The 26,709-nt window shown below is 70.7% G+C and carries 20 protein-coding genes; 12 read left to right on the top strand and 8 right to left on the bottom strand.

Annotated elements, in window-relative coordinates:
- Positions 1–38: 38 nt before the first annotated feature.
- The 10 genes from M3U25_RS07900 to M3U25_RS07855 all read left to right on the top strand — a co-directional run bounded on the left by M3U25_RS07900 (position 39) and on the right by M3U25_RS07855 (position 10,604).
- A complete protein-coding gene (locus M3U25_RS07900) occupies positions 39–1,319 on the top strand; it encodes a polysaccharide biosynthesis protein GumE (RefSeq protein WP_355496562.1) in 1,281 nt (426 codons plus the stop codon).
- On the top strand, positions 1,316–2,413 hold the full coding sequence (locus M3U25_RS07895) for an acyltransferase family protein (RefSeq protein ID WP_355496564.1): 1,098 nt from the start codon (positions 1,316–1,318) through the stop codon (positions 2,411–2,413). The genes M3U25_RS07900 and M3U25_RS07895 overlap by 4 nt, the downstream gene beginning before the upstream one ends.
- On the top strand, positions 2,410–3,543 hold the full coding sequence (locus M3U25_RS07890) for a glycosyltransferase family 4 protein (RefSeq protein ID WP_355496567.1): 1,134 nt from the start codon (positions 2,410–2,412) through the stop codon (positions 3,541–3,543). Before M3U25_RS07895 ends, M3U25_RS07890 begins: the two co-directional genes overlap by 4 nt.
- Positions 3,540–4,589 (top strand): GDP-mannose--glycolipid 4-beta-D-mannosyltransferase, encoded by a 1,050-nt coding sequence (locus tag M3U25_RS07885; RefSeq protein WP_355496570.1) that lies wholly within the window; start codon positions 3,540–3,542, stop codon positions 4,587–4,589. The genes M3U25_RS07890 and M3U25_RS07885 overlap by 4 nt, the downstream gene beginning before the upstream one ends.
- Positions 4,586–6,088, top strand: a complete 1,503-nt coding sequence (locus tag M3U25_RS07880) for a lipopolysaccharide biosynthesis protein (RefSeq protein ID WP_242160786.1) — start codon at positions 4,586–4,588, stop codon at positions 6,086–6,088. Before M3U25_RS07885 ends, M3U25_RS07880 begins: the two co-directional genes overlap by 4 nt.
- A 52-nt stretch (positions 6,089–6,140) precedes the next feature.
- Entirely contained in the window at positions 6,141–7,328 is a 1,188-nt protein-coding gene (locus M3U25_RS07875) for a glycosyltransferase family 1 protein (RefSeq protein ID WP_355496574.1), read from the top strand.
- 51 nt (positions 7,329–7,379) lie between these two features.
- Positions 7,380–8,171, top strand: a complete 792-nt coding sequence (locus M3U25_RS07870) for a polysaccharide pyruvyl transferase family protein (protein WP_242160784.1) — start codon at positions 7,380–7,382, stop codon at positions 8,169–8,171.
- Positions 8,158–8,949, top strand: a complete 792-nt coding sequence (locus tag M3U25_RS07865; RefSeq protein WP_355496579.1) for a WecB/TagA/CpsF family glycosyltransferase — start codon at positions 8,158–8,160, stop codon at positions 8,947–8,949. Before M3U25_RS07870 ends, M3U25_RS07865 begins: the two co-directional genes overlap by 14 nt.
- Positions 8,950–9,024: 75 nt before the next feature.
- Complete coding sequence (locus M3U25_RS07860) at positions 9,025–9,495, top strand: cupin domain-containing protein (protein ID WP_242160782.1); 471 nt, start codon at positions 9,025–9,027, stop codon at positions 9,493–9,495.
- Between the two features lie 146 nt (positions 9,496–9,641).
- Positions 9,642–10,604, top strand: coding sequence for a TraB/GumN family protein (locus M3U25_RS07855; protein ID WP_355497719.1), 963 nt, complete (start codon positions 9,642–9,644; stop codon positions 10,602–10,604).
- A 113-nt stretch (positions 10,605–10,717) separates the two neighbouring features.
- On the opposite strand, the gene dxs is transcribed toward M3U25_RS07855, so the two are convergent.
- From dxs to M3U25_RS07815, 8 genes are all read right to left on the bottom strand, one after another.
- The gene (gene dxs / locus M3U25_RS07850) at positions 10,718–12,631 is read right to left on the bottom strand and encodes a 1-deoxy-D-xylulose-5-phosphate synthase (protein WP_355496583.1); all 1,914 of its coding nucleotides are present in this window, start codon (positions 12,629–12,631) and stop codon (positions 10,718–10,720) included.
- Between the two features lie 149 nt (positions 12,632–12,780).
- Positions 12,781–13,440, bottom strand: coding sequence for an HNH endonuclease (locus M3U25_RS07845; RefSeq protein WP_026143548.1), 660 nt, complete (start codon positions 13,438–13,440; stop codon positions 12,781–12,783).
- Positions 13,441–13,555: 115 nt separating this feature from the next.
- Complete coding sequence (locus M3U25_RS07840; protein ID WP_355496588.1) at positions 13,556–15,340, bottom strand: acyl-CoA dehydrogenase C-terminal domain-containing protein; 1,785 nt, start codon at positions 15,338–15,340, stop codon at positions 13,556–13,558.
- 103 nt (positions 15,341–15,443) lie between these two features.
- Positions 15,444–16,091, bottom strand: coding sequence for a response regulator transcription factor (locus tag M3U25_RS07835; protein ID WP_355496591.1), 648 nt, complete (start codon positions 16,089–16,091; stop codon positions 15,444–15,446).
- Between the two features lie 109 nt (positions 16,092–16,200).
- Positions 16,201–16,914, bottom strand: coding sequence for a sensor histidine kinase (locus M3U25_RS07830; RefSeq protein ID WP_355496594.1), 714 nt, complete (start codon positions 16,912–16,914; stop codon positions 16,201–16,203).
- Positions 16,911–20,147: a protein kinase gene (locus tag M3U25_RS07825; RefSeq protein ID WP_355496597.1), complete on the bottom strand. Its 3,237-nt coding sequence runs from the start codon at positions 20,145–20,147 to the stop codon at positions 16,911–16,913. The genes M3U25_RS07830 and M3U25_RS07825 overlap by 4 nt, the downstream gene beginning before the upstream one ends.
- Positions 20,144–20,989 carry an FHA domain-containing protein gene (locus M3U25_RS07820; protein ID WP_355496600.1) on the bottom strand — a complete coding sequence of 282 codons (846 nt, stop codon included), beginning with the start codon at positions 20,987–20,989 and terminating at the stop codon, positions 20,144–20,146. The genes M3U25_RS07825 and M3U25_RS07820 overlap by 4 nt, the downstream gene beginning before the upstream one ends.
- 46 nt (positions 20,990–21,035) lie before the next feature.
- Positions 21,036–21,863 carry a DUF6689 family protein gene (locus tag M3U25_RS07815; RefSeq protein WP_355496603.1) on the bottom strand — a complete coding sequence of 276 codons (828 nt, stop codon included), beginning with the start codon at positions 21,861–21,863 and terminating at the stop codon, positions 21,036–21,038.
- Between the two features lie 246 nt (positions 21,864–22,109).
- Between M3U25_RS07815 and M3U25_RS07810 the strand changes: the two genes are divergently transcribed.
- A complete protein-coding gene (locus M3U25_RS07810; RefSeq protein ID WP_355496606.1) occupies positions 22,110–23,513 on the top strand; it encodes a S8 family serine peptidase in 1,404 nt (467 codons plus the stop codon).
- Between the two features lie 632 nt (positions 23,514–24,145).
- Entirely contained in the window at positions 24,146–26,626 is a 2,481-nt protein-coding gene (locus tag M3U25_RS07805) for a S8 family serine peptidase (RefSeq protein ID WP_355496609.1), read from the top strand.
- The last annotated feature ends 83 nt before the right edge of the window (positions 26,627–26,709 follow it).

Raw genomic sequence — 26,709 nt, 5'->3', positions numbered from 1 at the left:
GGCGGCGTGCGCTGCGCCGCCATCGCAGCGAGGTACGCATGCTGAGTGCGCCGGCCATGCCGCTGCGCGAGCAGCGCCGCAACCTGCTGATCGAGCTGGTGCTGCTGTTCGCCATCGGCTACAACTTCGTGCTGGCGGTGATCAACGCCAAGGTGTTCCGGGTCAGCCCGGCGATGACCTATGTGGTGGAACTGGCGGTCTATGCCGCCTGCTTCCTGCTCGGCCTGCGCGCGCTGGACCGCAAGCGCATGGCGATGGTGTTCACCGGGATCGCCTTGCTGGCGCTGCTGATGCTGGTGCGCCTGTTCATGGCCTGGTCGCTGGATCCGAAGTTCTTCCGCGATGCCTTGATTCCGTTCGCCTTCCTGTTGCTCGGCGCGGCCTATACCGGCTCGTTGCCGCGCATGTTCGTGCGCATGGCGCTGCTGGTGTCGCTGGTGGCGGTGTTCGAACTGGCCCTGCCCAAGGTCTACGGCGACGTGGTCAACCCCAAGAGCTATTTCGTCAATGCGCGCGGCGCCAGCGCGTCGAGCTTCTGGAACCAGGACAGCAATCTGTTCGTCAGCGCGACACGCCCGGGCGCACGCAACTTCCTGCCGTCGTCGAACCTGCCACGCGCCTCCTCGGTGTTCATCGAGCCGGTGACGATGGGCAACTTCATCATCTTCTTCACCGCCATCCTGCTGACCTTCTGGCGCTGGATGCGGCCGTGGGCGATCGTCGCGTCGGTGGCGATGATCGGCTTCCTGGTCGTGGCCTCGGACGGACGCCTGGCCGCCGGCACCTGCGTGATGATGGTGCTGCTGAGCCCGTTGCTGCTGCGCATGGATCAGCGCCTGGGCTTTTTGATCTTCTTCGCGGTGATGGGCGGTGCGTGGCTGCTGGTGTGGGCCTCGGGCATCCAGAGCTACGAGGACACCACGCTGGGGCGGGTGTTCTTCACTGTCGATTCGATCCGCAGGATGAGCGCCGATGCGTGGATGGGGCTGGACATGGACCAGCCGTACCGCTACTTCGACAGCGGCATCGCCTACTTCATCTCCTCGCAGTCGGTGTTGCTGGTGCTGGCGTTCCTGCTGGCCTATTCGTTCGCGATGCTGATGCGCACCATCGAAGGGCAGTTGTTCAAGAACCTGCTGATCTTTGCGTTCTCGCTGAGCCTGCTGGTTTCCAACGGCTACTTCTCGATCAAGACCGCGGCGCTGTGGTGGTTCGTGTGCGGTTGCCTGTGGCAGATGACACCGCGCCTGCGCGATGCGCCGGCGCTGCCCGCGGCACCGACGGCGCCGGCCGCGCGCATGCCGGCGGTGCCGGCATGAGCGCGCCTGCCACGGCTGTTTCCGCGTCCGTGCCGGCGCAGGCGCGCAGCGCACGCACGGGGGCGCCGCGCGATGCACGCATCGATGCGGCCAAGGCGCTGGCGATCCTGCTGGTGGTGTTCGGCCATGCCAAGGGCATTCCGCATGCCTACGTGATCCTGGCCTACAGCTTCCACGTGCCGATGTTCTTCCTGTTGTCGGGCTGGGTCGGCGAGGCCTTCGGCAATCGCCCGCTGACCCTGGCCACGGTCGGCAAGCTGGCGCGCAGCCTGCTGCTGCCTTACGTGGCGTTCTTCTTCGTCGCCTACGCGTACTGGATGCTGACCCGGCATATCGGCAGCAAGGCGCAACTGTGGGGCGACCGGCCGTGGTGGGAGCCGCTGCTGGGCCTGGTCAGCGGCATCGGCCCCAAGCTCTATGTGATGCCGGCGCTGTGGTTCCTGCCGGCGCTGTTCGTGACCACGCTGGCGTACCTGGCCCTGCGCCGGACGCTGTCGGTGCCGGCCCTGGCCGGGCTGTCGCTGCCGCTGGCCTGGGGCTGGGCCTGCAGGTTTCCGGGGCAGGACATGCGCCTGCCGTTCTCGCTGGACGTGTTGCCGGTGGCGCTGTGCTTCTTCGCGATCGGCGCGCTGGCGGCGACGCGGGCGTACTGGTGGCCGGCGCGGCCGGGCGGCAATGCGCTGGCGGCGGTGCTGCTGGGTGCGGCCTGGTTCGCGATCGCCTGGCACAACGGCCGCGTCGACGTGAACATGCTCAAGTTCGGCGATTCCCCGCTGGGCTTCCTCGCCGCCAGCCTGCTCGGCAGCGCCATGGCACTGTGCGTCGCCGGGCTGGTGCAGCACTGGGCCTGGCTGCAGTGGATCGGACGCAACACCTTGCTGATCCTGTGCACGCACACCTTGTTGTTCTCGGTGATGGCCGGCGTCGCCGCCCGCACCGGCCTGGTCCGCGGCGATGCCTGGGGGCCGGCCTGGGCGGTGTCGGTGAGCGTGCTGGCGGTGCTGGCCAGCGTGCCGATGCGCGCGGTGCTGGTGCGGGTCGCGCCGTGGATGATCGGCGTGCGCCGCAGCGCGGCCGCAGGAGCGACGGCATGAAGGTGGTGCATGTGGTGCGCCAGTTCCATCCGTCGGTGGGCGGCATGGAGGAGGTGGTGCTGAACATCGCGCGCCGCCACCTGCAGCAGGGCCGCGACCAGGTCGAGGTGGTGAGCCTGGACCGGGTGTTCACCGATCCGCAGCAGCGCCTGGCGTCGCGCGACAGCCACCAGGGCGTGCCGATCGTGCGCTTGCCGTACCGCGGCTCCTCGCGCTATCCGCTGGCGCCGTCGGTGCTGGCGGCGGTGCGTGGCGCCGATCTGCTGCACGTACATGGCATCGACTTCTTCTACGACTTCCTGGCCCTGACCCGGCCGCTGCACCGTGTGCCGATGATCGTCTCCACCCATGGCGGTTTCTTCCATACCACCTATGCCTCGCGCCTGAAGATGCTCTGGTTCAAGACCCTCACCCGCGCCTCGGCGCTCGCCTATGCGCGCGTGGTGGCGACCAGCGAGAACGACGGCCAGCTGTTCTCGCAGGTGGTCGCGCCGCAGCGGCTGCGGGTGATCGAGAACGGGGTGGACGTGGACAAGTTCGCCGGGCAGGGCAGCGCCACGCCCGGGCGCTCGCTGATCTACTTCGGGCGCTGGTCGGTCAACAAGGGCCTGCTGGAAACCCTGGACCTGGTGCATGCGCTGGCCGCACAGGATCCGGCCTGGCAGTTGATCGTGGCCGGGCGCGAATACGACTTCAGCGTGGCCGACCTGCAGCGGGCGATCGCCGAGCGTGGCCTGCAGCAGCGGGTGCGCCTGCAGGTGGCGCCGACTCAGGCGCAACTGGCGCAACTGCTCGGCAGCGCGCAGTACTTCGTGTGCCTGTCGCGGCACGAGGGCTTCGGCCTGGCCGCGGTGGAAGCGATGAGCGCCGGGCTGTTGCCGATCCTCAGCGACATCCCGCCGTTCGCGTGCCTGCATCGCGAGTCGGGGCAGGGCGTGCTGGTCGATCCGGCCGATGCGCAGGCCGCCGCAGCCACGGTGCGCGCCTTCGCCGCCGGCACCGATGCGGACTTCGCCGCGCAGCGCGCCGCGGCGATGGCCTATGCGCATCGCTACGACTGGGACCGCGTGGTCGGCGCCTATCTGGACGAGTACCGCCTGGCGCTGGGCGGCGCGGAGGGCGGCCGATGAGCGGCGAGCGCCAGCACAACGGTGCCTCGCAGCAGGCCGCGCCGGCGGTCACCGTGCTGCTGTCCACCGAGCGCCCGACCGCGACCACCAATCCCTACCTGACCCAGCTCTATGCGGCGCTGCCGCCGCAGGTGCAATTGCGCTTCTTCTCGATGCGTGCGGCGCTGCTGTCGCGCTACGACGTGCTGCACCTGCATTGGCCGGAGTACCTGCTGCGGCATCGCACCGCGCTCGGCACGCTGGCCAAGCAGGTCTGCGTGGCCCTGTTGCTGCTGCGCCTGCGCCTGGCCGGGGTGCCGCTGGTGCGTACCCTGCACAACGTGGCGCCGCACGAGGACAAGGGCTGGCGCGAACGCCTGCTGCTGCGCTGGATCGACCGCCAGACCGCGCGCTGGATCCGCATCAACGCGACCACGCCCGCGCGCGCGCCGGCCACCGACACCATCCTGCACGGCCACTACCGCGACTGGTACGCGCCGCTGCCGCAACCGCCGCGCGTGCCCGGGCGCCTGCTGCATTTCGGGCTGTTGCGCCCGTACAAGGGCGTGGAGACGCTGATCGCGACCCTGCAGGCGCTGCCCGATCCGCAGCTCAGCCTGCGCATCGCCGGCAATCCGATCGACGCGCAGATCCGCGGCGTGGTCGAGCGCGCCTGTGCCGAGGATCCGCGGATCAGCGCACGGCTGCAGTATGTGGAGGACGCGGTGCTGGCGCAGGAGGTCGGCGAGGCCGAACTGGTGGTGCTGCCGTACCGGCAGATGCACAACTCCGGCACCCTGCTGCTGGCGCTGTCGCTGGCGCGTCCGGTGCTGGCGCCGTGGAGCGAGGCCAATGCCGCCATCGCCGACGAGGTCGGCGCGCAGTGGGTGCAGCTGTACCGCGGCGAGCTGGATGCGGCGCAACTGGCGCAGGCCCTGGCGCAGGCGCAGCAGTTGCCGGCCGACGCCGTGCCGGACCTGTCGCGGCGCGACTGGAACGGGATCGGCCTGCAGCATTACCGCAGTTATCTGCAGGCGCTGACCGCAGGCCGCGGGGAGGGCGCATGAGCAGCGCCGAGACCCCGCGGCCGGCGGCGCCGCAACCCGGGCTGGGCGCGCGCGCGGCAGGCGGTGCGGCGGTGACCATGGCCGGGCAGCTGGCGAAGATGGTGGTGCAGTTCGGCGGCATCGTGCTGCTGGCGCGGCTGCTGACGCCCTACGACTATGGCCTGATGGCGATGGTGACGGCGATCGTCGGCATGGCCGAGATCCTGCGCGACTTCGGCCTGTCCTCGGCGGCGATCCAGGCCAAACACGTCAGCCGCGAGCAGCGCGACAACCTGTTCTGGATCAACAGCGGCATCGGCCTGCTGTTGGCGATCGTGGTGTTCCTGTCTTCGTCGTGGATCGCGCACTTCTACCGCGAGCCGGCCTTGCTCGGTATTTCCCAGGCGCTGGCGGTGACCTTCCTGCTCAACGGCATGACCACGCAGTACCGCGCGCACCTAAGCCGCGCGCTGCGTTTCGGCCAGGTCTCGCTGAGCGACGTCGGCGCACAGGTGCTGGGCCTGCTGGCCGGCGTCGGCGTGGCCCTGGCCGGTTACGGTTACTGGGCGCTGGTCTGGCAGCAGGTGGTGCAGGCGCTGGTCAACCTGCTGATCGCCGGCGCCTGCGCGCGCTGGCTGCCGCGCGGCTACCGGCGCGACGCGCCGATGCGCACCTTCCTGAGCTTCGGCTGGAACCTGATGGCCGCGCAACTGCTCGGCTACGCCAGCCGCAATGTCGGCCAGGTGATCATCGGCCATCGCATCGGCGCCGAAGCGCTGGGCCTGTACAACCGCGCGTTCCAGCTGCTGATGATGCCGCTGAACCAGATCAACGCACCGGCCACCTCGGTGGCGCTGCCCGTGCTGTCGCAGCTGCAGGACGACCCGCCGCGCTTCGGCAACTTCCTGCTGCGCGGGCAGACGGTGATGGTGCACCTGATCGTGGCGCTGTTTTCCTTCGCCTGCGCGCTGGCGATGCCGCTGATCGTGCTGGTGCTGGGCGAACAGTGGCGGCCGGCCGTGCCGCTGTTCCAGGTGCTGACCCTCGGCGGCATCTTCCAGACCGCGTCCTACGCCACCTACTGGGTGTTCCTGGCGCTGGGCCTGATGCGCCAGCAGCTGGTGTATTCGGTGGTGGGGCGGGTGATGCTGATCGCCTGCATCTTCGCCGGCTCGCTGTGGGGCGTGATGGGCGTGACCGTGGGCTATACGCTGGGCCTGCTGGTGATGTGGCCGCTGTCGGTGATCTGGATCGCGCGTATCGCGCCGCAGATCCCCGCCTGGGAACTGTTCAACAACGCCTTGCGCGCGGTGCTCGGCTACGGCGTCTGTGGCGTCGTCGCCTATTTCGCCGCGCAGTACTGGGGCGGTGCGTCGTTGTGGCTGCAGCTGGTCGTCGGCGCGGCGGCGATGGCGCTGTCCGGCCTGCTGGTGTTCGCGCTGTGGCCGGCGTTCCGCCGCGACGTGCTGGCGATCCTGCAGATGCGCACGTTGCTGCGCCAGGCGCGGAGCAAGCGATGAGCGAGATGCGCCAGCGTGTTCTTCATCTTCCATCCCGCATAGGAGCGACGGCATGAGCGACTCTTCCGCAGCGACGCTGTCCGCGTCTGCGCCGGCCGCGGCCGCCAGCGGCCGTGCACCCTGCTACCTGGTGCTGTCGGCGCACGATTACCGAACGCCACGCCGCGCCAACATCCACTTCATCGCCGACGAGCTGGCCAAGCGCGGTCCCACGCGCTTCTTCTCGCTGCGTTACAGCCTGCTGTCGCGACTCAAGGGCGATCTGCGCCTGCCGCTGGACGCCAGCGCCAACCAGGTGGTCCGCCACAACGGGGTGGACTGCTATCTGTGGCGCGCGCCGCTGCACCCGTTCAACACCCGGCGGCGCTGGTTGCGGCCGTTGGAAAACCTGATGTTCAAGCTGTACGCAGCCTGGGCGCCAGCGACGCTGATCCGCTGGATCCGCGAGGCCGACGTGATCGTGTTCGAGAGCGGCATCGCGGTGGCCTTCATTGCCCTGGCGGCACGGATCAACCCGACCGCGCGCAAGGTGTATCGCGCCTCCGACGGCTTGAGCACGATCAACGTCGCCGACTACATCGAGCGCGAGTTCGACCGCGTGGCGCCGAGCCTGGACGTGATCGCGCTGGTGTCGCCGGCGATGGCCGAGGAGGTCGCCAGTCGCGACAACGTGTACCACGTCGGCCACGGCGTGGACCACGACCTGCACACGCTCGGCGACCCCTCGCCGTACGGCGAGGGCATCCATGCGGTGGCGGTGGGCTCGATGCTGTTCGATCCCGCGTTCTTCGTCACCGCCAGCCGCGCCTTCCCGCAGGTCACCTTCCACGTGATCGGCTCGGGCATGGGCCGCGCGCCGGGCTATGGCGACAACGTGGTGGTGTACGGCGAGATGAAGCACGCCGAGACCATCCGCTACATCAAGCACGCCCGCTTCGGCATCGCGCCGTACGCGTCCGAGCAGGTGCCGGCCTACCTGGCCGACAGCTCGATGAAGCTGCTGCAGTACGACTTCTTCGGCCTGCCGGCGGTGTGCCCGCATGCCGTGGTCGGCCGCTATCCGTCGCGCTTCGGCTACACCCCCGGCGACGAGGCGTCCATCGTCGCCGCCATCGGGCAGGCGCTGCAGGCGCCGCACGTGCGCCATCGCCAGTGCCTGAGCTGGTCCGACACCACCGACCGGGTGCTGGATCCGGCCGCCTATCCGGAGACACGTCTGTTCGCCGACGGCGCGGTCTGAGCACACGCCGTCGGCGTGTTCGCCGTACCCCCGCGCAACCAAGGAGGACCGATGTCCACTCTGCAAAAATGGATCGATTACGAAGAGCGCCGGGCGCTGTTCTGGTGGAAGCCGAAGAATGGCGAGATCAACGTCGGCGATCATCTTTCCAAGATCATCGTCTCCAACGTGCTCGGCCAGCGCGACCGCACCCTGCTGGACAAGCGCGACAAGCGCACGCGGCTGATCGCGATCGGCTCGGTGCTGCATTTCGCCCGCGATGGCGACACCGTATGGGGCAGCGGCGTCAACGGCAAGATCCCTGCCGACCGCCACACTTTCCGCCAACTCGACGTGCGCGCCGTGCGCGGACCCAAGACCCGCGCCTTCCTGCGCGAGCGCGGCCTGCAGGTGCCGGAGGTCTATGGCGATCCGGGCCTGCTGATGCCGCTGTTCTTCCCGCGCGAGGCATTGGCGCCGGCGCCGGCACGGCGACCGTTCCTGGTGGTGCCGCATTTCAACGAACCGCTGGACAAGTACGCCGGCTACAAGGATCACCTGGTGTTGCCGAACCGCCAGCCGGCCACGTTCGTGCGACAACTGCTCGGCGCCGACCTGATCGTGTCCAGTTCCCTGCACGGGCTGATCCTGGCCGAAGCCTACGGCGTGCCCTCGGTGTACCTGGACTGGGGCAACGGCGAGGACCGCTTCAAGTACGACGACTACTATCACGGCACCGGCCGCAGCCGCTGGCATGCCGGGCACACGGTGGAGGAATGCGTGGCGCTGGGCGGCAATACCGTGTTCGACCTGGCCGCGGTGCAGCGCGGCTTGCTGGAGAGCTTTCCGCATGACCTCTGGTGAGCGCGCGACGGGCGAGGTGCTGGCGCTGGGCGGCTATCCGATCCTGCGCAGTACCGAAGCCGATTTCGTCGCCAGCTTGCTGCGGGCGCTGGCGCGCGGCGAGCGCCGCCAGGTGTTCTTCGCCAACACCAACTTCGTGGTGCAGTGCCAGGCCCTGCGCGCGCGCCTGGCGGCGCCGGGCGTGTGCATCGTCAACGACGGCATCGGCATGGACCTGGGCGCGCTGCTGGTGCACGGCCGTCGCTTCGCCGGCAACCTCAACGGCACCGACCTGATTCCGGCGCTCTGCCGGCAGAGTCCGCGTCCGTTGCGCTTCTTCCTGCTCGGCGGCCGACCCGGCGTGGCCGAGGCCGCGGCACAGACCTTGCGGCAGACGCTGGGGCAGCAGGTGGTCGGCACCTGCGACGGCTATGCCGAGTTCGCCGCGGCCGGCACGGGCCTGGCCGCACGCATCAACGCCAGCGGCGCCGACGTGCTGTTGGTGGCGTTCGGCAATCCGCTGCAGGAGCGCTGGCTGCTGCAGCAGGCGGGGCAGCTGCAGGTGCCGCTGGCATTCGGTGTGGGCGCGCTGCTGGATTTCCTGTCCGGCACCGCCAAGCGCGCGCCGGCCTGGGTGCGTCGGCTGCGCCTGGAATGGATCTACCGCCTGCTGCGCGAGCCGCGGCGCCTGCTCAAGCGCTACAGCTGGGACCTGCTGGTGTTCTTCGCGCTGTGCCTGCGCCACGGCCGGCGCCTGGCTCCTGCGGCGACCGCACGCGACTCGCTGCCGTTGGCCTGACCGCGGCCGACGCCGCCCGCGCGGATTGCGGCGCCTGACATGCGCGCGGCCACGCCGCGGGATTAGACTGGACCCATGTCCAGCGCCGCCGCCTTCCGAATCGCCGCCCTGGTGCGCGACCTGTCGCTGTTGCCGCACCCGGAAGGGGGACGCTATGCGCGCGTGCACACCTCGGCCTTGATGGTGCAGCACGCGCAGACGCTGCGTCCGGCCTGCACCGCGATCCGCTTCCTGCTGGAGCGCGGCGAGGTCAGCCGCTGGCACCGCATCGATGCCGACGAGACCTGGCAGTGGGAAGAAGGCGGTGCGCTGGAACTGCTCGGCTTCGACCCGCACCACGGCCTGCAGCGCTACCGGCTCGATGCCAGCGAGCGCGGCGGCATGCCCTCGGTGGTGATCGCGGCCGGTACCTGGCAGGCCGCGCGGCCGCTGGCCGACTATTGCCTGGTGCGCTGCGTGGTGGCGCCGGGCTTTCTGTGGGAGCGCTTCGAATTGCTGGCCGACAGCGATCCGCTGGCCGCGCATCTGCCCAGACTGGACGGCTGATGCCGCCGCGATCGGCGTGGGGCAGAGCAGACACGCTGCCCGCGAAAACCGGACGGCGACGCATCGCGCACCGGTTGCGGACGCTGCTGTGCCTGGCGGCCGCGTTGCTGGCGGTCGCGGTGCCGGCGGCACAGGCGCAGACCGCGATGCCGGCCGCGTCGCCATCACCGCGCGCCACGGCCCCGACCAGTCCACCGGTGGTCGACCTGGAAGCGGTGCTGGTGAGCGGGCGCCAGCCCGGCCCGGGGTTGTGGCAGGTCCGCCGCGGCGACCATGTGCTGTGGATCCTCGGCACGGTGTCGCCGCTGCCCAGGCGCATGCAGTGGGAATCGGCCGAGGTGGAGCGGGTGATCGCCCAATCGCAGCAGGTGATCGCGGCGCCGACCGTCACCCTGGACTCCGGCCTGGGCATGTTCCGCAGCCTGCTGCTGCTGCCGTCCCTGCTGAAGGCGCGGCGCAATCCCGATGACCGCACGCTGCAGCAGGTGCTGCCGCCGGACCTTTATGCGCGCTGGTTGCCGCTGAAGGCGCGCTACCTGGGCCGCGACGGCAGCGTGGAGCGCTGGCGGCCGGTGTTCGCCGCGCAGGCACTGTACGAAGCGGCGATGCGCAGATCCGGCCTGAGCCTGGGCAGCGTCGTGCAGCCGGTGATCGAACGTGCGGCCAAGCGCGCCAAGGTGCCGATCGTGCCGGTGGTGGTGGAGGTCCGGGTGCCCGACGCCAAGCGTGCGCTGCAGGAATTCCGGGCGACCTCGTTGAACGACAGCGCGTGCTTCGCGCGCACTTTGCAGGTCATCGATCGCGACCTGGAGACGATGCGCCAGCGCGCCAACGCCTGGTCCGAAGGCGATCTGGACACGCTGGCCACGTTGCCCGCCAACGATCAGTACCGGGTCTGTCTGGACGCGGTCGGCGAAGCGGCGATCGCGCGCAAGCTGGGGCTGGGCGATGTGCGCGAGCGGGCAATGGCGGCCTGGTTGCAGACGGCCGAGCGGGCGTTGGTGCAGAACCGCTCCAGTTTCGCGGCATTGCCGATGCAGACCCTGCAGGCGCCTGGTGGCCCCTTGGATCGGTTGCGTGCCCGCGGTGACGAGGTAATCGCACCCTAGCCGGTGCGCGGGCTGTCGTGACCGGACCATGCGGCCGCTGGCGCGTCCGGATCCGCGCAGCGGCGCAGGCAGGTACGGCACGCAGCGGCGTGCCGTCACGGGGACCGCGGCGGTCAGCCCGCCGCGGTGCGCGGTGCGCTGGCGTTGGTGGCCAGCTGCGGCCAGCGCTTGAGCACCGCGGCGCGGATGCCGGCGGCGTCGATGCCGGCTTCGGCCAGCAACTGCTCGCGGCTGGCGTGGTGCTGGAACGCGTCGGGCAGGCCCAGGTGCAGCACCGGGCGCAGCACGCCTTCGGCGTTGAGCAGTTCGGCCACGCCGGAGCCGGCACCGCCGGCCACCACGTTGTCCTCGATGGTCACGAAGCCCTCGTGGCTCTGCGCAAGCTCCAGCAGCAAGGCGCGGTCCAGCGGCTTGACGAAGCGCATGTTGACCACGCTCAGGCCGAGTTCGCGGCCGACCTGCTCGGCCGCCGCCAGGGTCGCGCCGAACGCCAGCAGCGCCACCGTGTGGCCCTGCGCGCGCAGCTGGGCCTTGCCGATCGGCAAGGGCTCCAGGGTGGTGCCCGGGGCGACCCCGGGGCCGGTGCCGCGCGGGTAGCGCACCGCGGCCGGACCGGGATGGCGCAGGCCGGTGCTGAGCAGTTGCCGGCACTCGGCTTCGTCGGCCGGTGCCATCACCACCAGGTGCGGCACGCAGCGCAGGAAGCTCAGGTCCAGGTTGCCGGCGTGGGTGGCGCCGTCCGGGCCGACCACGCCGCCGCGGTCGATCGCGAACAGCACGTCGAGCTGCTGCACCGCCACGTCGTGGACCAACTGGTCGTAGCCGCGCTGCAGGAATGTCGAATAGATCGCCACCACCGGCTTGGCGCCGTGCACGGCCATGCCCGCGGCCAGGGTCACCGCATGCTGCTCGGCGATGGCCACGTCGAAGTAGCGCTGCGGATACTCCTTGCTGAAGCGCACCAGGCCGGAACCTTCGCGCATCGCCGGGGTGATCGCCAGCAGCGCCGGCTCGGCCGCGGCCATGTCGCAGATCCAGTCGCCGAACACGTCGGTGTAGGTCGGGGCCTTGGCGCCCGGCTTGGCCACCAGGCCCTTGCTCGGGTCGAACGGGCCCACCGCGTGGTAGCCGATCTGGTCGCCTTCGGCCAGTTCGTAGCCCTTGCCCTTGGTGGTGATGACGTGCAGCAACTGCGGACCCTTCAGGGTCTTGAGCGTCTTCAGTGCGCCCAGCAGCGCCGGCAGGTCGTGGCCATCGATCGGGCCGGTGTAGTGGAAGCCCATTTCCTCGAACAGCGTGGACGGCACGAACATGCCCTTCCAGTGTTCTTCCCAGCGCCGCACGAAGCGCGCGGTGGGATTGCTCTTCTTGTCGCCGAGGATCTTCTTGCCGCCCTCGCGGATGGCGTTGAGGGTCTTGCTGCCGCTCATCCGCCCCAGCATCTTGGTGACCCCGCCGACCGCCTCGGAGATCGACATGCGGTTGTCGTTGAGGATCACCAGCAGGTTCGGTTCCGGGTCCATGCCGCCGGCGTGGTTCAGCGCCTCGTAGGCCATGCCGGCGGTCATCGCGCCGTCGCCGATCACCGCCACCACCTTGCGCTCGTCGCCCATGCGCTGCAGCGCCACCGCCATACCCAGCGCCGCCGAGATGGAGGTGGAGGAGTGGCCGACGCCGAAGGTGTCGTACTCGCTTTCCTCGCGCTTGGGGAACGGCGCCACGCCGTCGGCCTGCTTGACCGTGTGGATGCGGTCGCGGCGCCCGGTGAGGATCTTGTGCGGATAGGTCTGGTGGCCCACGTCCCACACCAGCTGGTCGACCGGCGTGTCGTACAGGTAGTGCAGGGCCACGGTGAGCTCGATCACGCCCAGCCCGGCGCCGAAATGGCCGCCGCTCTTGCCGACGCACTCGATCAGAAAGGCGCGCAGTTCCTCGGCGATGGCCGGCAGCTCCGATTCATCGAAGCGACGCAGTTCTTCGGGGACCTGGATGCGCGAGAGGCGCGGATAGCGGGTGGGGTCGATCATCGGAATGGAGGTTCAGCGGACCTGTCATTTTCCTCTCCATTCCGGGCACGCGCAATCAACCCGTTCAGTCGCGGGCGCAGGCATGGCCTGTTTCGGCCGGGGTGCGGCAATCCGTCGCAGCGGGTGTGACGGCGGCGTGAGGCCGCGCGCTACAACGACAGCTTCGAGCGCTTGGGCAACTGCGCCTTCAGGAACGACATCTGGTCGGCCAGGATGTTGCGGTTGGACAGGATCAGGTGCTCGATCCAGCTCGGCCGGTACGGCACCGCCAGCAGCGGCATCGACGCCTGCTGCGGGGTGCGGTTGCCCTTGCGCGAATTGCAGTGGAAGCACGCGGTGACCACGTTCTCCCAAATGTCGCGGCCGCCCTTGGACACCGGCAGCACGTGGTCGCGGGTCAGTTGCGGGCGGCTGAACTGCTGGCCGCAGTACAGGCACAGCTGCGCATCGCGGGCGAACAGCGCGGTATTGGTCAGGGTCGGGGTGGGATCGAGCGCACGCGCATGCGCGTGGCCGCGCGCGGCGATGATCGGATGCAGTTCCAGCACACTGCGCTCGCCGCTGGCGCGGCAGATGCCGCCATGGATGTGCAGGCACGGCTCGCCGAGGGTCCAGGCGACCGCGCCGCGCGCGTACAGGCAGGCGGCGTCCTGCCAGTTGATCCAGTCCAGCACGCGGCCGTGCGCGTCCAGCGACAGCAGCCGGACCGAAGGCAGGTGGGAAGGGGACGCCGCAGGCGACGGGACCGCGGCCGAGGCGCCGCAGGCCCCGGTATCGATCAGACCAAGCGTTGTTGTGTCTGTCTCCATCGGGAAAACAGCTTATACCCGATTGGTGACGGTTTGTGTATCGGCCGCCACCGGCGGTGCCGCCCCGGCACGGCGCGCGTGCCGGGGCGGCCTGCGTGGACGCAGGCGTGCGGACTCAGAACTGCGCGTCGGCCAGCGCCATCAGCGGCTCGGCGCCGCTGTCGATGGCCGCAGCGTGGGTCAGCGTGCGCGGCAGCAGACGCGCGTAGTAGAAGCGCGCGGTCTCGCGCTTGGACTGCTTGAACGCCTCGCCGTGCGCCGAGGCCTCGGCCGCGGCGACGCTGCGCGCCCACCAGTAGGCCAGCACCACGTAGCCGGAATAGAACACGTAGTCGTAGCTGGCCGCGCCCAGTTCCTCGGGATTGCCGGCGGCGCGCTGCAGGATGCGCTCGGTCAGCGCGGCCCACTCGGCGGCCTTCTCGCGCAGCGGGGCGATGAACTCGGCCACGGCCGGGTTGTCGGCATGCTCGGTCAGGAAGGCCTCGATCTGCGCCAGGAACAGCTTCAGCCCGGCGCCCTGGCTGGACGCGGTCTTGCGCCCGATCAGGTCCAGCGCCTGGATGCCTGTGGTGCCTTCGTAGAGGGTGGTGATGCGCGCGTCGCGGGCCAACTGCTCCATGCCGTGTTCGTGGATGTAGCCGTGGCCGCCGAAGCACTGCAGCGCGTGGTAGGTGTTCTCCACCGCCCACTCGGTCTGGCAGGCCTTGGAGATCGGGGTGAGGAAGCTGACCAGCACGTCGGCCTGCTCGCGCTCGGCCGGGTCCTGCGCGCTGTGCGCGATGTCGATCAGGGTCGCGGCGTGCAGCGCCAGCAGGCGGCTGCCTTCGGTCAGCGCCTTCACCGTCAGCAGCATGCGGCGCACGTCCGGATGCACCAGGATCGGATCGGCCGGCTTCTCCGGCAGCTTGGCACCGCTGAGCGAACGTGACTGCAGGCGTTCGCGGGCGTAGCGCAGCGCATTCTGGTACGCACGCTCGGACAGGCCGATGCCCTGCAGGCCGACGCCCAGGCGCGCGGTGTTCATCATGGTGAACATGGCCTGCAGGCCCTTGTGCGGCTGCCCGACCAGGTAACCCTGCGCGCCGTCGAAGTTCATCACGCAGGTGGACGAGCCGTGGATACCCATCTTGTGCTCCAGCGAGCCGCAGCGCAGCGCGTTGCGCTCGCCGACGCTGCCGTCGCGCGCGACCTTGAACTTCGGCACCACCAGCAGCGAGATGCCCTTGGCCCCGGCCGGCGCGTCCGGCAGCCGCGCCAGCACCAGGTGCACGATGTTGTCGGTGAAGTCGTGCTCGCCGGCGGTGATGAAGATCTTGGTGCCGCTGACCGACCAGCTGCCGTCGGCGTTGGGTTCGGCGCGGGTCTTGAGCAGGCCCAGGTCGGTGCCGCAGTGCGGCTCGGTCAGGCACATGGTGCCGGTCCAGCGGCCGTCCACCAGCGGCTTCAGGAACACCTCCTGCTGCCACGCCTCGCCGTGCTGCTTGAGCGCCTCGACCGCGCCGTGCGACAGCAGCGGGAAGTTGCCCCAGGCCAGGTTGGCGGCGTTGACCATCTCGTTGAGCGGCACGCCCAGCGTGTGCGGCAGGCCCTGGCCGCCGAACTCGGCCGCCGCGGTCAGCCCGGTCCAGCCGCCCTCGGCGAACTGCTGGTAGGCCTCGCGGAAGCCGGGGGCGGTGGTGACCGCGCCGGTGGCCTTGTCCAGGGTGCAACCGTGCTCGTCGCCGACCCGGTTCAGCGGCGCCAGCACGGTGCCGGTGAAGCGCGCCGCTTCCTCCAGCACCGCGTCGATCAGTTCGGCGTTGGCGTCGGCATGGCCCAGGCGGGCGAACAGTGCCTCCACCTGCAGCACGTCGTGCAGCGCGAAGCGGAGATCGGTCAACGGGGCTTGATAGGTGCTCATGCGATCGCTCGTGACGAGGGCCGCGGCGCGGCCGAGGCTCCCAGGATACTATGGCGTATGGAGTGTGCGCAGCCGCGGCGAAGGCGCGGCTATGCGGCGCCGTTCAGTCGAGCAGGCCGTGGCGGACCGCGTAGCGCACCAGTTCGGCGGTATTGCGCATGCCCAGCTTGTTGAGCACGCGGAAGCGGTGGTTCTCGGCGGTCTTGACGCTGATCTGCAGCACCCGCGCGATTTCCTTGGTGGTGCGGCCCTCCACGATCAGGTGGAACACCTCGCGCTCGCGCGCGGTCAGGCTGCGATAGGGGTCGGGCGGCAGCGCCTGCGGCTGCTGCATTTGCGCCACCAGCGCCTGTGCCGCCTGCGGCGAGAAGTGGCCGCGGCCGGCGTGCAGGTTGCGCACCGCGGCGATCAGGTCGGCGCTGGCGCTGTCCTTGAGCAGGTAGCCGGAGGCGCCGGCGCGCACCGCGTGCAGCACGTATTCGTGTTCCTCGTGCATGGTCAGCACCAGGATCCGCGCCAGCGGCACGGTCTCGCACAGCCGCCGCACCACGTCGATGCCGTTGAGCCGCGGCATGGAGATGTCCACGATCGCCACGTCCGGATTGGTCGCCTCGGCCTTGGCCAGCGCCTCGATGCCGTCGGCGGCCTGCGCCACCACCTGGATGCCGTCGATCGCGTCGAGCACAGCGACCAGGCTTTCGCGCACCAGGGTATGGTCGTCGGCGATGAGCACGCGGATCGGTACGCTCATGCCGGTACGCTTCCGTCGCGCGCATCGGCGCAGGCGGACGCCGGCCGCGACGATGCCGATCGCGTCTGAAAGGCCGCGCGGGTGCGAGGATGGGGCAGGGCGATGACGTTCAATCGGCCTCCAGCGGGACCCGGATCTGCACGCAGCAGCCCTCGCCCGGCGACGATTGCAGGCGGATGCTGCCGCCGCTCAGGCGCAGGCGTTCGCGCAGGCCGCTCAGGCCGCTGCCGCCGGCTGTCAGCGCCTGCTGCGGATCGCAGCCGCGGCCGTCGTCGAGCACCTGCAGCTGCGCCCAGCCGTCGCGGGCGACCAGCCGCAGCAGCACCGACTGCGCACCCGAGTGCTTCAGCGCATTGGTCAGCGCCTCCTGCGCGCTGCGGAACAGCAGGGTCTGCAGCGCTTCGTCCAGCGCCGGCAGCGGGCCGATCTCGACCGTCACCGGGGTAGCGCCGGCGGCGGACTGGCTGCGGCCCAGCCAGCCCAGGGCCGCTTCCAGCCCGAGGTCGTCGAGGATCGGCGGGCGCAGCAGCCGCGACATCTGCCGGGTGTCTTCCAGCGCCTGCGTGCACAGGTGGATGGCGTCCTCCAGCGGCGCGCGCAGCGCCGCATCGGCGCTGCCGAGCGCCGCGCCCAGCTGCGCCAGGCGGTGCTTGAGCACGGTGAGGTTCTGGCCGACGCCATCGTGCAGCTCGCGCGCCAGGCGCCGGCGCTCGTCTTCCTGGACCTTGACCACGGCGCGGCCGAGGCGGCGGAACTCGCGCTCGTTGGCCTCCAGGCGCTGCAGCAGCAGGCGGTAGCGTTCGGCGGCCGCAACGTCGTTCATGGCGTGGCGCCCGCGTGTGCGACAGATGACCCCTCGGCGGCCTGCGCTGCCGCGCGGCGCGCGCGTTGCGCGGCGGCGTGATCGCCAATCGCCTCCAGGCGCTGCGCGGCCTGCGTGTGCAGGGCGGCGGCGAACAGCGGGCTGCCACGCAGCAGCAGGGCCTGCGCCTGCGCGTAGCGCGCCGCCACCTGGTCGGCCGCGCCGTAGCGCAGCGCCTGTTGCAGATAACGCAGGCGCAGCCCGGCATTGCCGAGGCGGACGACGTCGCCCTCCAGCGCGGCCAGGGCGGGTTCGTCGTGCGCCGCATGCACCTGCACCTGCAGTTGCAGCAGACGAGCGCCGCTGGCGCGCGCCAGCGCCTCGGCCTGGCGCAGCGACGCGGCGGCCGCGGCGGCGTTGCCGTTGCGCTCGTCCAGTTGCGCCTGCAGCAGCGCGGCACTGGCGCGCTGTTCGCTGGATACCGAGGCGGGCGCTTGCCGCTGCACCTGCTGCAGCGCCAGCCGCGCCTGCGCCGGGTCGTCCAGCGCCAGCCACACCTGCGCGCGCAACAGGGCGATGTCGGTCTGGCCGCGCTGGTCGCGGCTCTGCTGGAACAGCCGCTGCGCCTGGTCCAGTTCGGTCAGCGCCACCGCGCGCTGGCCTTGCCAGAACGCCAGTTCGGCCAGGTTGCGTCGGCTCACCGCCACTTCCTCGAGCATCTGGTGGCGCTCGGCCTCGCGCAGCGCCTGGGTCAGCAAGGTCTGCGCCTGCGCCCAATGGCCGCGCGCGGTGGCGAGCAGGCCCAGGTTCTGCGCGGTGCGCACGCGGCCGGTGGCGTCGTTGAGGTCGGCATAGGCGCGCGCGGCCTGTTCCCAGAAGGCCTGCGCGCTGTCCAGGTCGCCCAGTTGGAAGTGCGCGAAGCCGATGTTGTTGAGCGTCTCGGCGACGCCGTGCGCATCGCCGAGCGCGCGCCAGGCCGTCAGCGCGCCGCGGAACGCCTGCAACGCCTGCGGATAGTCGCCGCGCTCTTCGGCCAGCAGGCCGAGTTCGTTGGCGGCGGCGGCCTGGCCGTCGCGATCGCCCAGTTCGGAGTACAGCGCCTGCGCCTGCTGCAGCTTCTGTTCGGCCTCGGCGAAGGCGCCGCCGACGCTCAGCGTGCCGGACAGGTTGCGCAGGCTGGTGGCGACGCCACGGCGATTGCCGACCTGCCGGCGCAGCTCCACGGCGCGCAGGTACTGGGCCTGCGCCTGCTGCGCCAGGCCGAGGCGGCCATAGCCCACGCCCAGCGCGTTCACGGTTTCCGCCTCGCCATAGAGGTCGCGGCCGCGGCGGAACAGCAGTTGCGCGCGCAGCAGGTCGTCGTCCACCGCGGTGGCGGCGTTGCCGCTGAGGATCGCCAGCTTGCCCAGCGCCAGCCATAGCCGCGGGTCGTCCGGATCGCGCTGCGCCAGCGCGCGCAGGCGATCGCGTGCCATGTCCAGGTGGCCGGCCTGCGCGTGGACGCGCGCGAACTGCAGTTGCACCACGCTGTCGTCGGGCCGCGCCGTGGCCAAGGCCTGCCAGGCGCGGTCGGCGGCGGCGAGATCGTCCTCGGCTTCCAGCCGCAGCGCCGCCAGCAGCGCCTGGGTGCGCGGCCGCGCCGGCGCCGAGGCGACGCGCGCGCTCAACGCCTCGCGTGCCTTCTGGTCCTCGCCGATGGCTTGCGCCGCGACCACCTCGGCCAGGCGCAACGGCGCAGACTGCGGTGCCTGCACACTGGCCGCGGCGAACTGCTGCAGCGCCTGCGCGCTGTCGTCGCGCTGCTGCGCCGCCAGGCCGCGCGCATACGCCTGCAACGCGGCGGGCGCGGGCAGGTCGTCGGGCAGGGTGGCGCCGTCGGCGAGCAGCGCCCTGGACGCGATCGGCAACCAGGCGACGTAGGCCGCGGCCGGATCGTCGGCGGTCGGTCCGTCGATGTGTTGCGCCGCGCCGCTGGCCGGATGCAGCAGCGCCTGCAGGCGCCAGCCGCTGCCCTGGCGTTGCAGGCTCGGCTGCAGCACGCGCTGTGCCGAGGCGAGCCGGCGCAGCGCCGCCACGTCCAACGGCGCCTGGCCGGTGGGGTCGTATTGGCGCAAGGCCTGGCGCGTGCGGTCGGTGTCGACCACGGTCAGCGTTTCGCCCAGGCTGCCGCGCAGCCAGGCCCCGAGTGCCAGCCGTTGTTCGGCGCTGTCCGGGTCGCCGGCCAGCGGCAGGACCAGCAGGCGCGGCAGCGGTTGCACGGCCGCCACCGGCGCCGGCGCGCTGGCGCGTTGCGCCTGCCATTGCCAGACGCCGGCACCGAGCAGGGCGGCGCCCGCCAGGGTCGCGGCCAGGCCCAGGCCGAGCCGGCGCCAGCGCCGGCGGTCGCGCGGCAGTTGCCGGCGCTCGATCGCCGCGATCACCTCGCCGGCGTGCTGCAGCCGGTCGCGCGGTTGCGGGCGCAGCAGCCGCTGCAGCAGCCGCACCAACCAGGCCGGCACGTCCGCGCGCAGCCGGTCCACCGGCGGCGGCTCGCGCAGCATGCGCTGGGCCAGGCTCTCGGACAGGGTGCCGCCGGCGAACGGCACCTGTCCGGCGAGCAGTTCGTACAGGATCAGGCCGAGGGCGTAGAGGTCGCTGCGCGGATCGAGCGCATCGCCGCGCGCCTGTTCGGGCGACAGGTAGGCGGGCGTACCGATGACGTTGCCCAGGGTCGCGCCGAGGCCGCTGCTGGCCATCGAACAGGCCACGCCGAAGTCGCTGATCAGCGCATCGCCGTCCCGCCGCAGCAGGATGTTGGCCGGCTTGAGATCGCGATGCACGACGCCGCGCGCATGCGCCGCCTGCAGGCCGCGGGCGATGTCGCCGGCGATGCGCAGGGCGGTGTCGACGTCCAGCCGCTCTTCGCGCTGCAGCCGCGCTTCCAGCGACTCGCCGTCCACATAGTCCATGCTGATCAGCCAGCGCCCGGCGTGTTCGGCCAGGTCGTGGATGCGCACCACGTGCGGGCTGGATACCTGCCGCGCCAGCAGCAGTTCCTGGCGGAAGCGGGCGAAGGCCTGCGGCCGCTGCGCCAGTTCCGGGCGCAGCAGCTTGACCGCCACGTCGATGCCCAGCGCCTGGTCGTGGGCCAGGTACACCAGGCCCATGCCGCCGATGCCGAGCAGCCGTTCGATCCGGAAGCGGCCGGCCAATACCTCGCCAGGAGGCAGGCTTTCCTGCGCGTACAGGCCGGTGGCGGTGGCCGCGTCGCTCATGCCGGCCCCGACGCCGCGCCGGTCTCGCGCAGCGCCTGGCGGGCGGCGATCCACAGCGCGGCGCGTTCGCAGAACGCCTCGAGCAGTTCCATGTCCAGGGCGCCGATGGCGCTGCCGGCGCGGCGGCTGTCGGCATAGATCGCGCCGAGCACGCGCGTGCCGTCGCGCAGCGGCAGGCACAGCATCGTGCGCAGGCCGGCGGCGCAGACCGAGGCACGTTCGGCCAGCCAGGGCACGCCGCCGATGTCGTGGGCCACGGTGGTCTGACCGTGCTGCAGGGCGCGTTGCAGGGCACCCTCGCTGCCGGCGAGCCCGCGCTGCAGCGGGAGCGGCCCGGTGCCGTGGCTGGCCGCGATACGCTGGCCGTGGGCGTCGGCAAGGACCAGCACGCCGCGCTCGGCCTGGGCCAGTTCGACCACCGCGTCCAGGCTGGCGCCAAGCAGGTCGTCGAGTCCGCCGACCTGGGCCAGCCCCTGCGTGAGCGCGGTCGCGCGGTCGCAGCGGGCGCGCTGGCGGCGTTCGGTCAGTTCCGCATCGGCTGCGCTGAGCGGGGCGAACTCGGCGTAGACGTCGCCGAAGCGCAGCCAGGTCGCCGTGTCCAGGGCGATCGGTGCGGCCACGCGCACCCCGTCGCGGAAGCTGCCGTTCTTGCTGCCCAGGTCGTGCAACTGCCAGTGACCGTCGGCCTGCGGCTGCAGCCGTGCGTGCCAGCGCGACACCGAGGGGTGTTCCAGCGCCAGCGCGTTGTCGGCCGCGCGGCCGATCGCCAGCGTCTGCCCGGCGGCGAGCAGCAGCGTCGGCGCCGGGGCGTCGGGCAGGTAGGCGGTCAGGCGCGCAGGCATCGCGGGATGTCCTCCGTCGCGGTGCGCGTGACCGGTCCTGCAACGCTCAAGGCGCGTAGAGACGTTGGTAGTCGATGGAGAAGCGCAGCGTGGCCGCGCCGGCCAGCAGTTCGCCGGCGGGGTTGCCCTCGCTCATGCCGGCGGTCCAGGTCTGCGCGATGCCATGGCCAGCACGTGCCGACACCTGCTCGCGGAACCCGTCCAGCGCCACCGTGGCGGCGCTGTAGTCGGCGTTGGCCAGCGCGCCCTGCACGCTGTTCAACAGCGTCGCCAGCGGCGCCGCCTCGCTGGCGGGCAACTGCGCCACCAGCGTCTGCAGGCGGCTCAGCTTGGCGGCCACCACGGTGGCGGTCGGGCGCAGGTCGTGGATCACGATGAACTGCGAGAAGCCCCCGGTGGTGCCGCGGGCGCGGACGCTGCCGGGTGCGATCTCGTCGGTGATGTCGCGGAAATCCCCCCCCAACGGCGCCTTGACCAGCCGCAGGGTGCTGTCGGCGGTGTAGGCCAGCGCATGCGTGTGCACTTCCACATGCACCACCCGCCGGAACGACAGGCCAGCGCTCGGCGGCGGCGTCACCGTGATCAGCAGCGGCAACTGCGATGGCACCTGGCCGGCTTGCGTGCTGGGCAGTCGCGGCAGCAAGGCAGTGACCTGGGCCGGGGTCAGCAATTCCGCGCTCAGACCCAGGCTGCCCGGGTTGAGGTCGCTGGCGCTGTCGAATTCCAGCGTGACCTCGGCCAGCGGATGCGGACCGGCGCCGATCGCCGCCGTCGCCATATTGCCGCTCACCTCCACCTGCACCGGTAGCGGTTGCGCGGCGAGCCCGCCGGACGCCGCGACGGCGCAGACCAGCAGGCAAACCCTTGCGAACATCGTATGCATCTGCATCTGAAACCCCCTGTTGCATGTGCCGGTACCGCGCACCGCACCCGCGTTCCGCCCAACGACGCGGCGAGGCAGCGGCCTACGTCCCGATCATACCGCTCCGTACGGGCGATGCACGCGGCCCTGAGTGTTTCCACTCACGTCCGCTAGGGGCGATCCCGGATAGGCGCCGCCGTGCCGCCACGGCAGGCTGCAGTCACCCGCCCGTCCCGGGCCACCAACCGGAGATTCCAGATGCCCATTCGTCGTCCCGCACTCGCCATCGGCATTTGCGCCGTTCTTGCCAGCGGCGTCTTCGCCGGCGGCAAGGCCGAAGCCGCCGCGCATCTGGACAGCCTGCTCGAGTCCAAGCTGGCCAGCACGCCGCTGACCGACGAACTGCAGATCGTCATCACCTACAAGCAATCCAAGCCGGTCTCGGCGGCGCAGCTGACCGTGTTGCACGACCTGGGCATCACCCGTGGCGTCAGCATGCAGACCCTGCCGATCGCCGGCGCGCTGGCCACGCCCGAAGAGATCCTGGCGCTGGCCGAGCGCGACGACGTCGCCTCGATCTACTACAACGCGCCGCTGCGCTACTTCAACCAGGACGCGCGCCAGGCGACCGGGGTCGACCGCGCGCAGAGCAATCCGGGCGATTTCGGCCGCACCGTGCCGTACACCGGCCGCGGCGTCGGCGTGCTGATCAACGACTCGGGCATCGACGCGACCCATCGCGACCTGGCCTATGGCGACCGGGTGGTGCAGAACGTGCTGGCCAACACCAACCTGCACAATCTGGATTCGATGCTGCCGGTCACCTATCTGGAAGGCGTGCCGAACACCGACGCCGGCTCCGGCCACGGCACCCACTGCGCCGGCACGGTCGGCGGCAGCGGCGCGCAGTCCGGCGGCAAGTACCGCGGCGTGGCCACCGGTGCCAGCCTGGTCGGCTACGGTTCCAGCGGCGTGCTGCTGATCCTGGACGCGGTCGGCGGGCTGGACTATGCGGCCTCGCACCAGAACAGCTTCAAGGATCCGATCCGCGTCGTCAGCAACTCCTGGGGCACGTCCGGCAAGTTCGACCCCGCCGACCCGGTCAACGTGGCCACCTACGAGCTGTACAAGCGCGGCATCGTCAGCGTGTTCGCCGCCGGCAACGATGGTCCCAAGGAGGACACCCACAATCCGTACGCGCAGGCGCCGTGGGTGATCTCGGTCGCCGCCGGCAACGTCGACGGCACGCTGGCCGACTTCTCCTCGCGCGGCAAGGCCGGCGAGCGCGATACCTTCACCACCGCCGACGGCAAGAGCTGGACCCACATCAACGAGCCCAGCATCACCGCGCCGGGCGTGGACATCATCTCCACCCGCGCCTCCACCGGCCTGTTGCCGCCGCTGGCCGCACAGAAGGACGAGAAGCTGATCGCGCCGGCGCAGTTGCCGTTCTACACCACCATGAGCGGCACCTCGATGGCCACGCCGCATGTGGCCGGCGTGGTGGCGCTGGTGCTGGAGGCCAATCCGAACCTGACCCCGGACCAGGTCAAGGACCTGATCGAGCGCACCGCCACCAAGATGCCCGGGCGCGCCTCCTGGGAAGTCGGCGCCGGTTATCTCAACGCGTACTCCGCGCTGCGCGAGGCCAGCAAGAAGTAACCGACTGGGGCGGACGCCCAGCGTCCGCCCGACACGCCGCAGGCGCAGTCGACCACGGTGTCGGCGCTTGCGATTCAGTCAGGACGCCGCCGTTTCCCGACGGTGTGAAGCGCCACCGGGCTGCCTGACGTCGTTGACGTTTTCGCGGTTGCCTTCGATCACGCTGTCGCCGTTCGACAGCGTGGTCGGCAGCCTCCGCGACTCCCCGTGCTGGGACGTGCGGGGCTCCACCGCTCCCCGGAATGGCGTCCGGGAATCGGAACGGGCCCCGCACGTCCCGCATTCCTTTCGGCCGCACCACGCGCCGAATGCGCCGGATCCGGCACGCCGCTGCCGCATCCTGTCTTTGCTGCATGTCGGCACCCTCTGCCCGCAATGCACTCTGTTGCCATTCCAGCCGCGGTGTTCGCTGGATCGGGTGGCATGCCCCGGCGTGTGGGTCGCCATGCGACGCCGACTGCCGCGAGCGGCGACAGGGAGCGCACCCTCCATCCCGTGGTGGTTGCATGCGCCGCGGCTGAGTGTTTCCACCTGGCCGGCCTGGGTGCGATACCGGATTGGCCGCGCATCGGCGCGCCCCGCACGCTGCGGCGACCGCCCGTTCCGGGCTTCGACGATCCGGAGACTCTGCAATGTCCATTCGCCGTCCCGTCCTTGCCATCGGCATCTGCGCCGTCCTTGCCGGCGGTACGTTCGCCGTTGGCGACGCGCTGGCCGCCGCGCATCTCGATCAACTGCTGGAGGCCAAGCTCGCCGCGGCGCCTGCGGCAGACGAGCTGCAGATCGTGATCACCTACGATCAGTCCGGGCCGGTGTCGGCCTCGCAACTCACCGCGCTGCATGCGCTGGGCATCACCCGCGGGATCACCATGCGCACGCTGCCGATCGCCGGCGCGCTGGCCACGCCGGCGGAGATCCGCGCGCTGGCGCAGCGCGACGACGTCGCCTCGATCTACTACAACGCCCCGCTGCGCTACTTCAACAAGGAAGCGCGCGAACTGACCGGTGTGGATCGCGCGCAGGGCAATCCCGGCGATTTCGGTCGTGCGTTGCCGTACAGCGGCCGCGGCGTCGGGGTGATGATCAACGACTCCGGCATCGACGCGACCCATCGCGATCTCGCCTACGGCACCCGCGTCGTGCAGAACGTGCTGGGCACCACCAACCTGGCCAACGTCGATGCGATGCTGCCGATCACCTATGCGGAGGGCGTGCCCAATACCGACCTCGGCTCCGGCCACGGCACGCATTGCGCCGGTACGGTCGGTGGCACCGGTGCGCAGTCCAACGGCGCCTACCGCGGCGTGGCGACCGGCGCCAGCCTGGTCGGCTACGGTTCCGGCGCGGTGCTGCTGATCCTGGATGCGGTCGGCGGCCTGGACTATGCCGCCACGCACCAGTTCAGCTTCAAGGATCCGATCCGCGTCACCAGCAATTCCTGGGGCTCGTCGGGCAAGTTCGATCCGCAGAACCCGGTCAACGTCGCCACCTACGAGCTGTACAAGCGCGGCATCGTCAGCGTGTTCGCCGCCGGCAACGACGGCCCCAACGAGGACACGCACAATCCGTACGCGCAGGCGCCGTGGGTGATCTCGGTCGCCGCTGGCGAGAAGGACGGCACGCTGGCCGACTTCTCCTCGCGCGGCAAACGCGGCGAGAGCGGCAGCTTCACCATGGGCGACGGCAAGACCTGGACCTATCTGAACGAGCCGACGATCACCGCGCCCGGCGTGGACATCGTCTCCACCCGCGATTCCACCGGCGCGCTGCCGCCACTGGCCGCGGACAAGGACAGCAAGCTGATCGCGCCGGCGCAATTGCCGTTCTACACCACCATGAGCGGCACCTCGATGGCCACCCCGCACGTGGCCGGCATCGTCGCGTTGCTGCTGGAGGCCAACCCGGACCTGACCCCGGACCAGGTCAAGGATCTGCTCGAACGCACCGCCACCAACATTCCCGGGCGCACCTATTGGGAGGCGGGCGCCGGTTACGTGAATGCCTATGCCGCGCTGCTGGAAGCGAGCAAGCAGCGCAACGGCTTCGGCAAGACGGTCAATTCTCTGCATCCGTTCTACAGCAATGCGCTGGTGCTGCCCGGCGGCAGCCAGCCGTTCGAGGTGGCGTTCTCGCCGGTGGGCACGCCGCAGACCCAGGCGTTCACCGTCGGCAAGGACGTCGCCTGGGTCAGTGCCAAGGCCACCATCGACGCCAATACCCAGGCACTGGTGCTGACCGATCCGGACGGCGTCAGCCATGGCTCGCCGGTGGCGCTGCCGTTGCTGGGCAGCACGGTCAGCGTCGGCGCGCCGGGCAAGCCGGGCACCTGGACCATCAGCGTGCGCGGCATCGGCTCGATCAGTGGTGTCCCGGTTGCTCCGAAGGGCAGCAATGGCCTGGCGACTCCGGGCACGGTGCGCGGCACCCTGGATTTCCTGCTCAGCGGCGGCTACACCGGCCTCAACGACGTCGCCAGCGGCGATCGCGATCGCGGCGCGGTGGAGTACGCGGTCGCCAACCGCCTGATCGACGGCTACGCCGATGGGCTGTTCCGCCCGCAGAATCCGCTCAAGCGCGCGGAACTGGCGCGCTATCTGGTGATGGGCGCCGGCGTGCGCCAGGCACTGCCGGCCAGGCCCAGCTTCAGCGGGCTCGGCCGCAACGACCCGGCCTATCCGTTCGCCGAGGCGGCGGTGGGCAAGGGCGGGGCGCTGCGCGACCTGCAGCAGAACCAGGCGGCGGTGCTGGGGCTGGTCGCCGGCGATTTCCGTCCCAACGATGCCATCAGCAAGCTGCAGTTGGCGTATTCGCTGGTGCAGGCACTGGGACTGCAGACGCAGGCGCTGGCCTTCGACGGCACGCTGTCGGTGAGCTACAACAACCAGCGGCTGCCGATCGAGGACGTGGCGGCGATCCCCAGCAACCTGCGCGGCTACGTGCAGTTGGCGCTGGATGCCGGCATCCTCAATGCGCGCTTCGCGGTGACCCAGGGGCCGCAGGATCTGCAGCCGACCCTGCATGCCTACTTCGACCCTGGCAGCACGGTCTCGCGCAGCGGCTATGCGGTGATCGCCGGACGCTTCCTCGGCGTCAATCGGCAGGCCAAGGACTGAGGGCCGGTCACCGTCACGACGGCACGCGCGCAGGGGCAAGACCTGCGCCGTGCATTGATGCCGCTGCTGCGAATCCTCGGTGT

This window comes from Xanthomonas sp. PPL134 (assembly GCF_040595915.1).
Lineage (GTDB): Bacteria > Pseudomonadota > Gammaproteobacteria > Xanthomonadales > Xanthomonadaceae > Xanthomonas_A > Xanthomonas_A indica.
The sequence above is the reverse complement of the archived record's forward strand: the minus strand, read 5'-3'. Positions and strand labels throughout refer to the sequence as shown.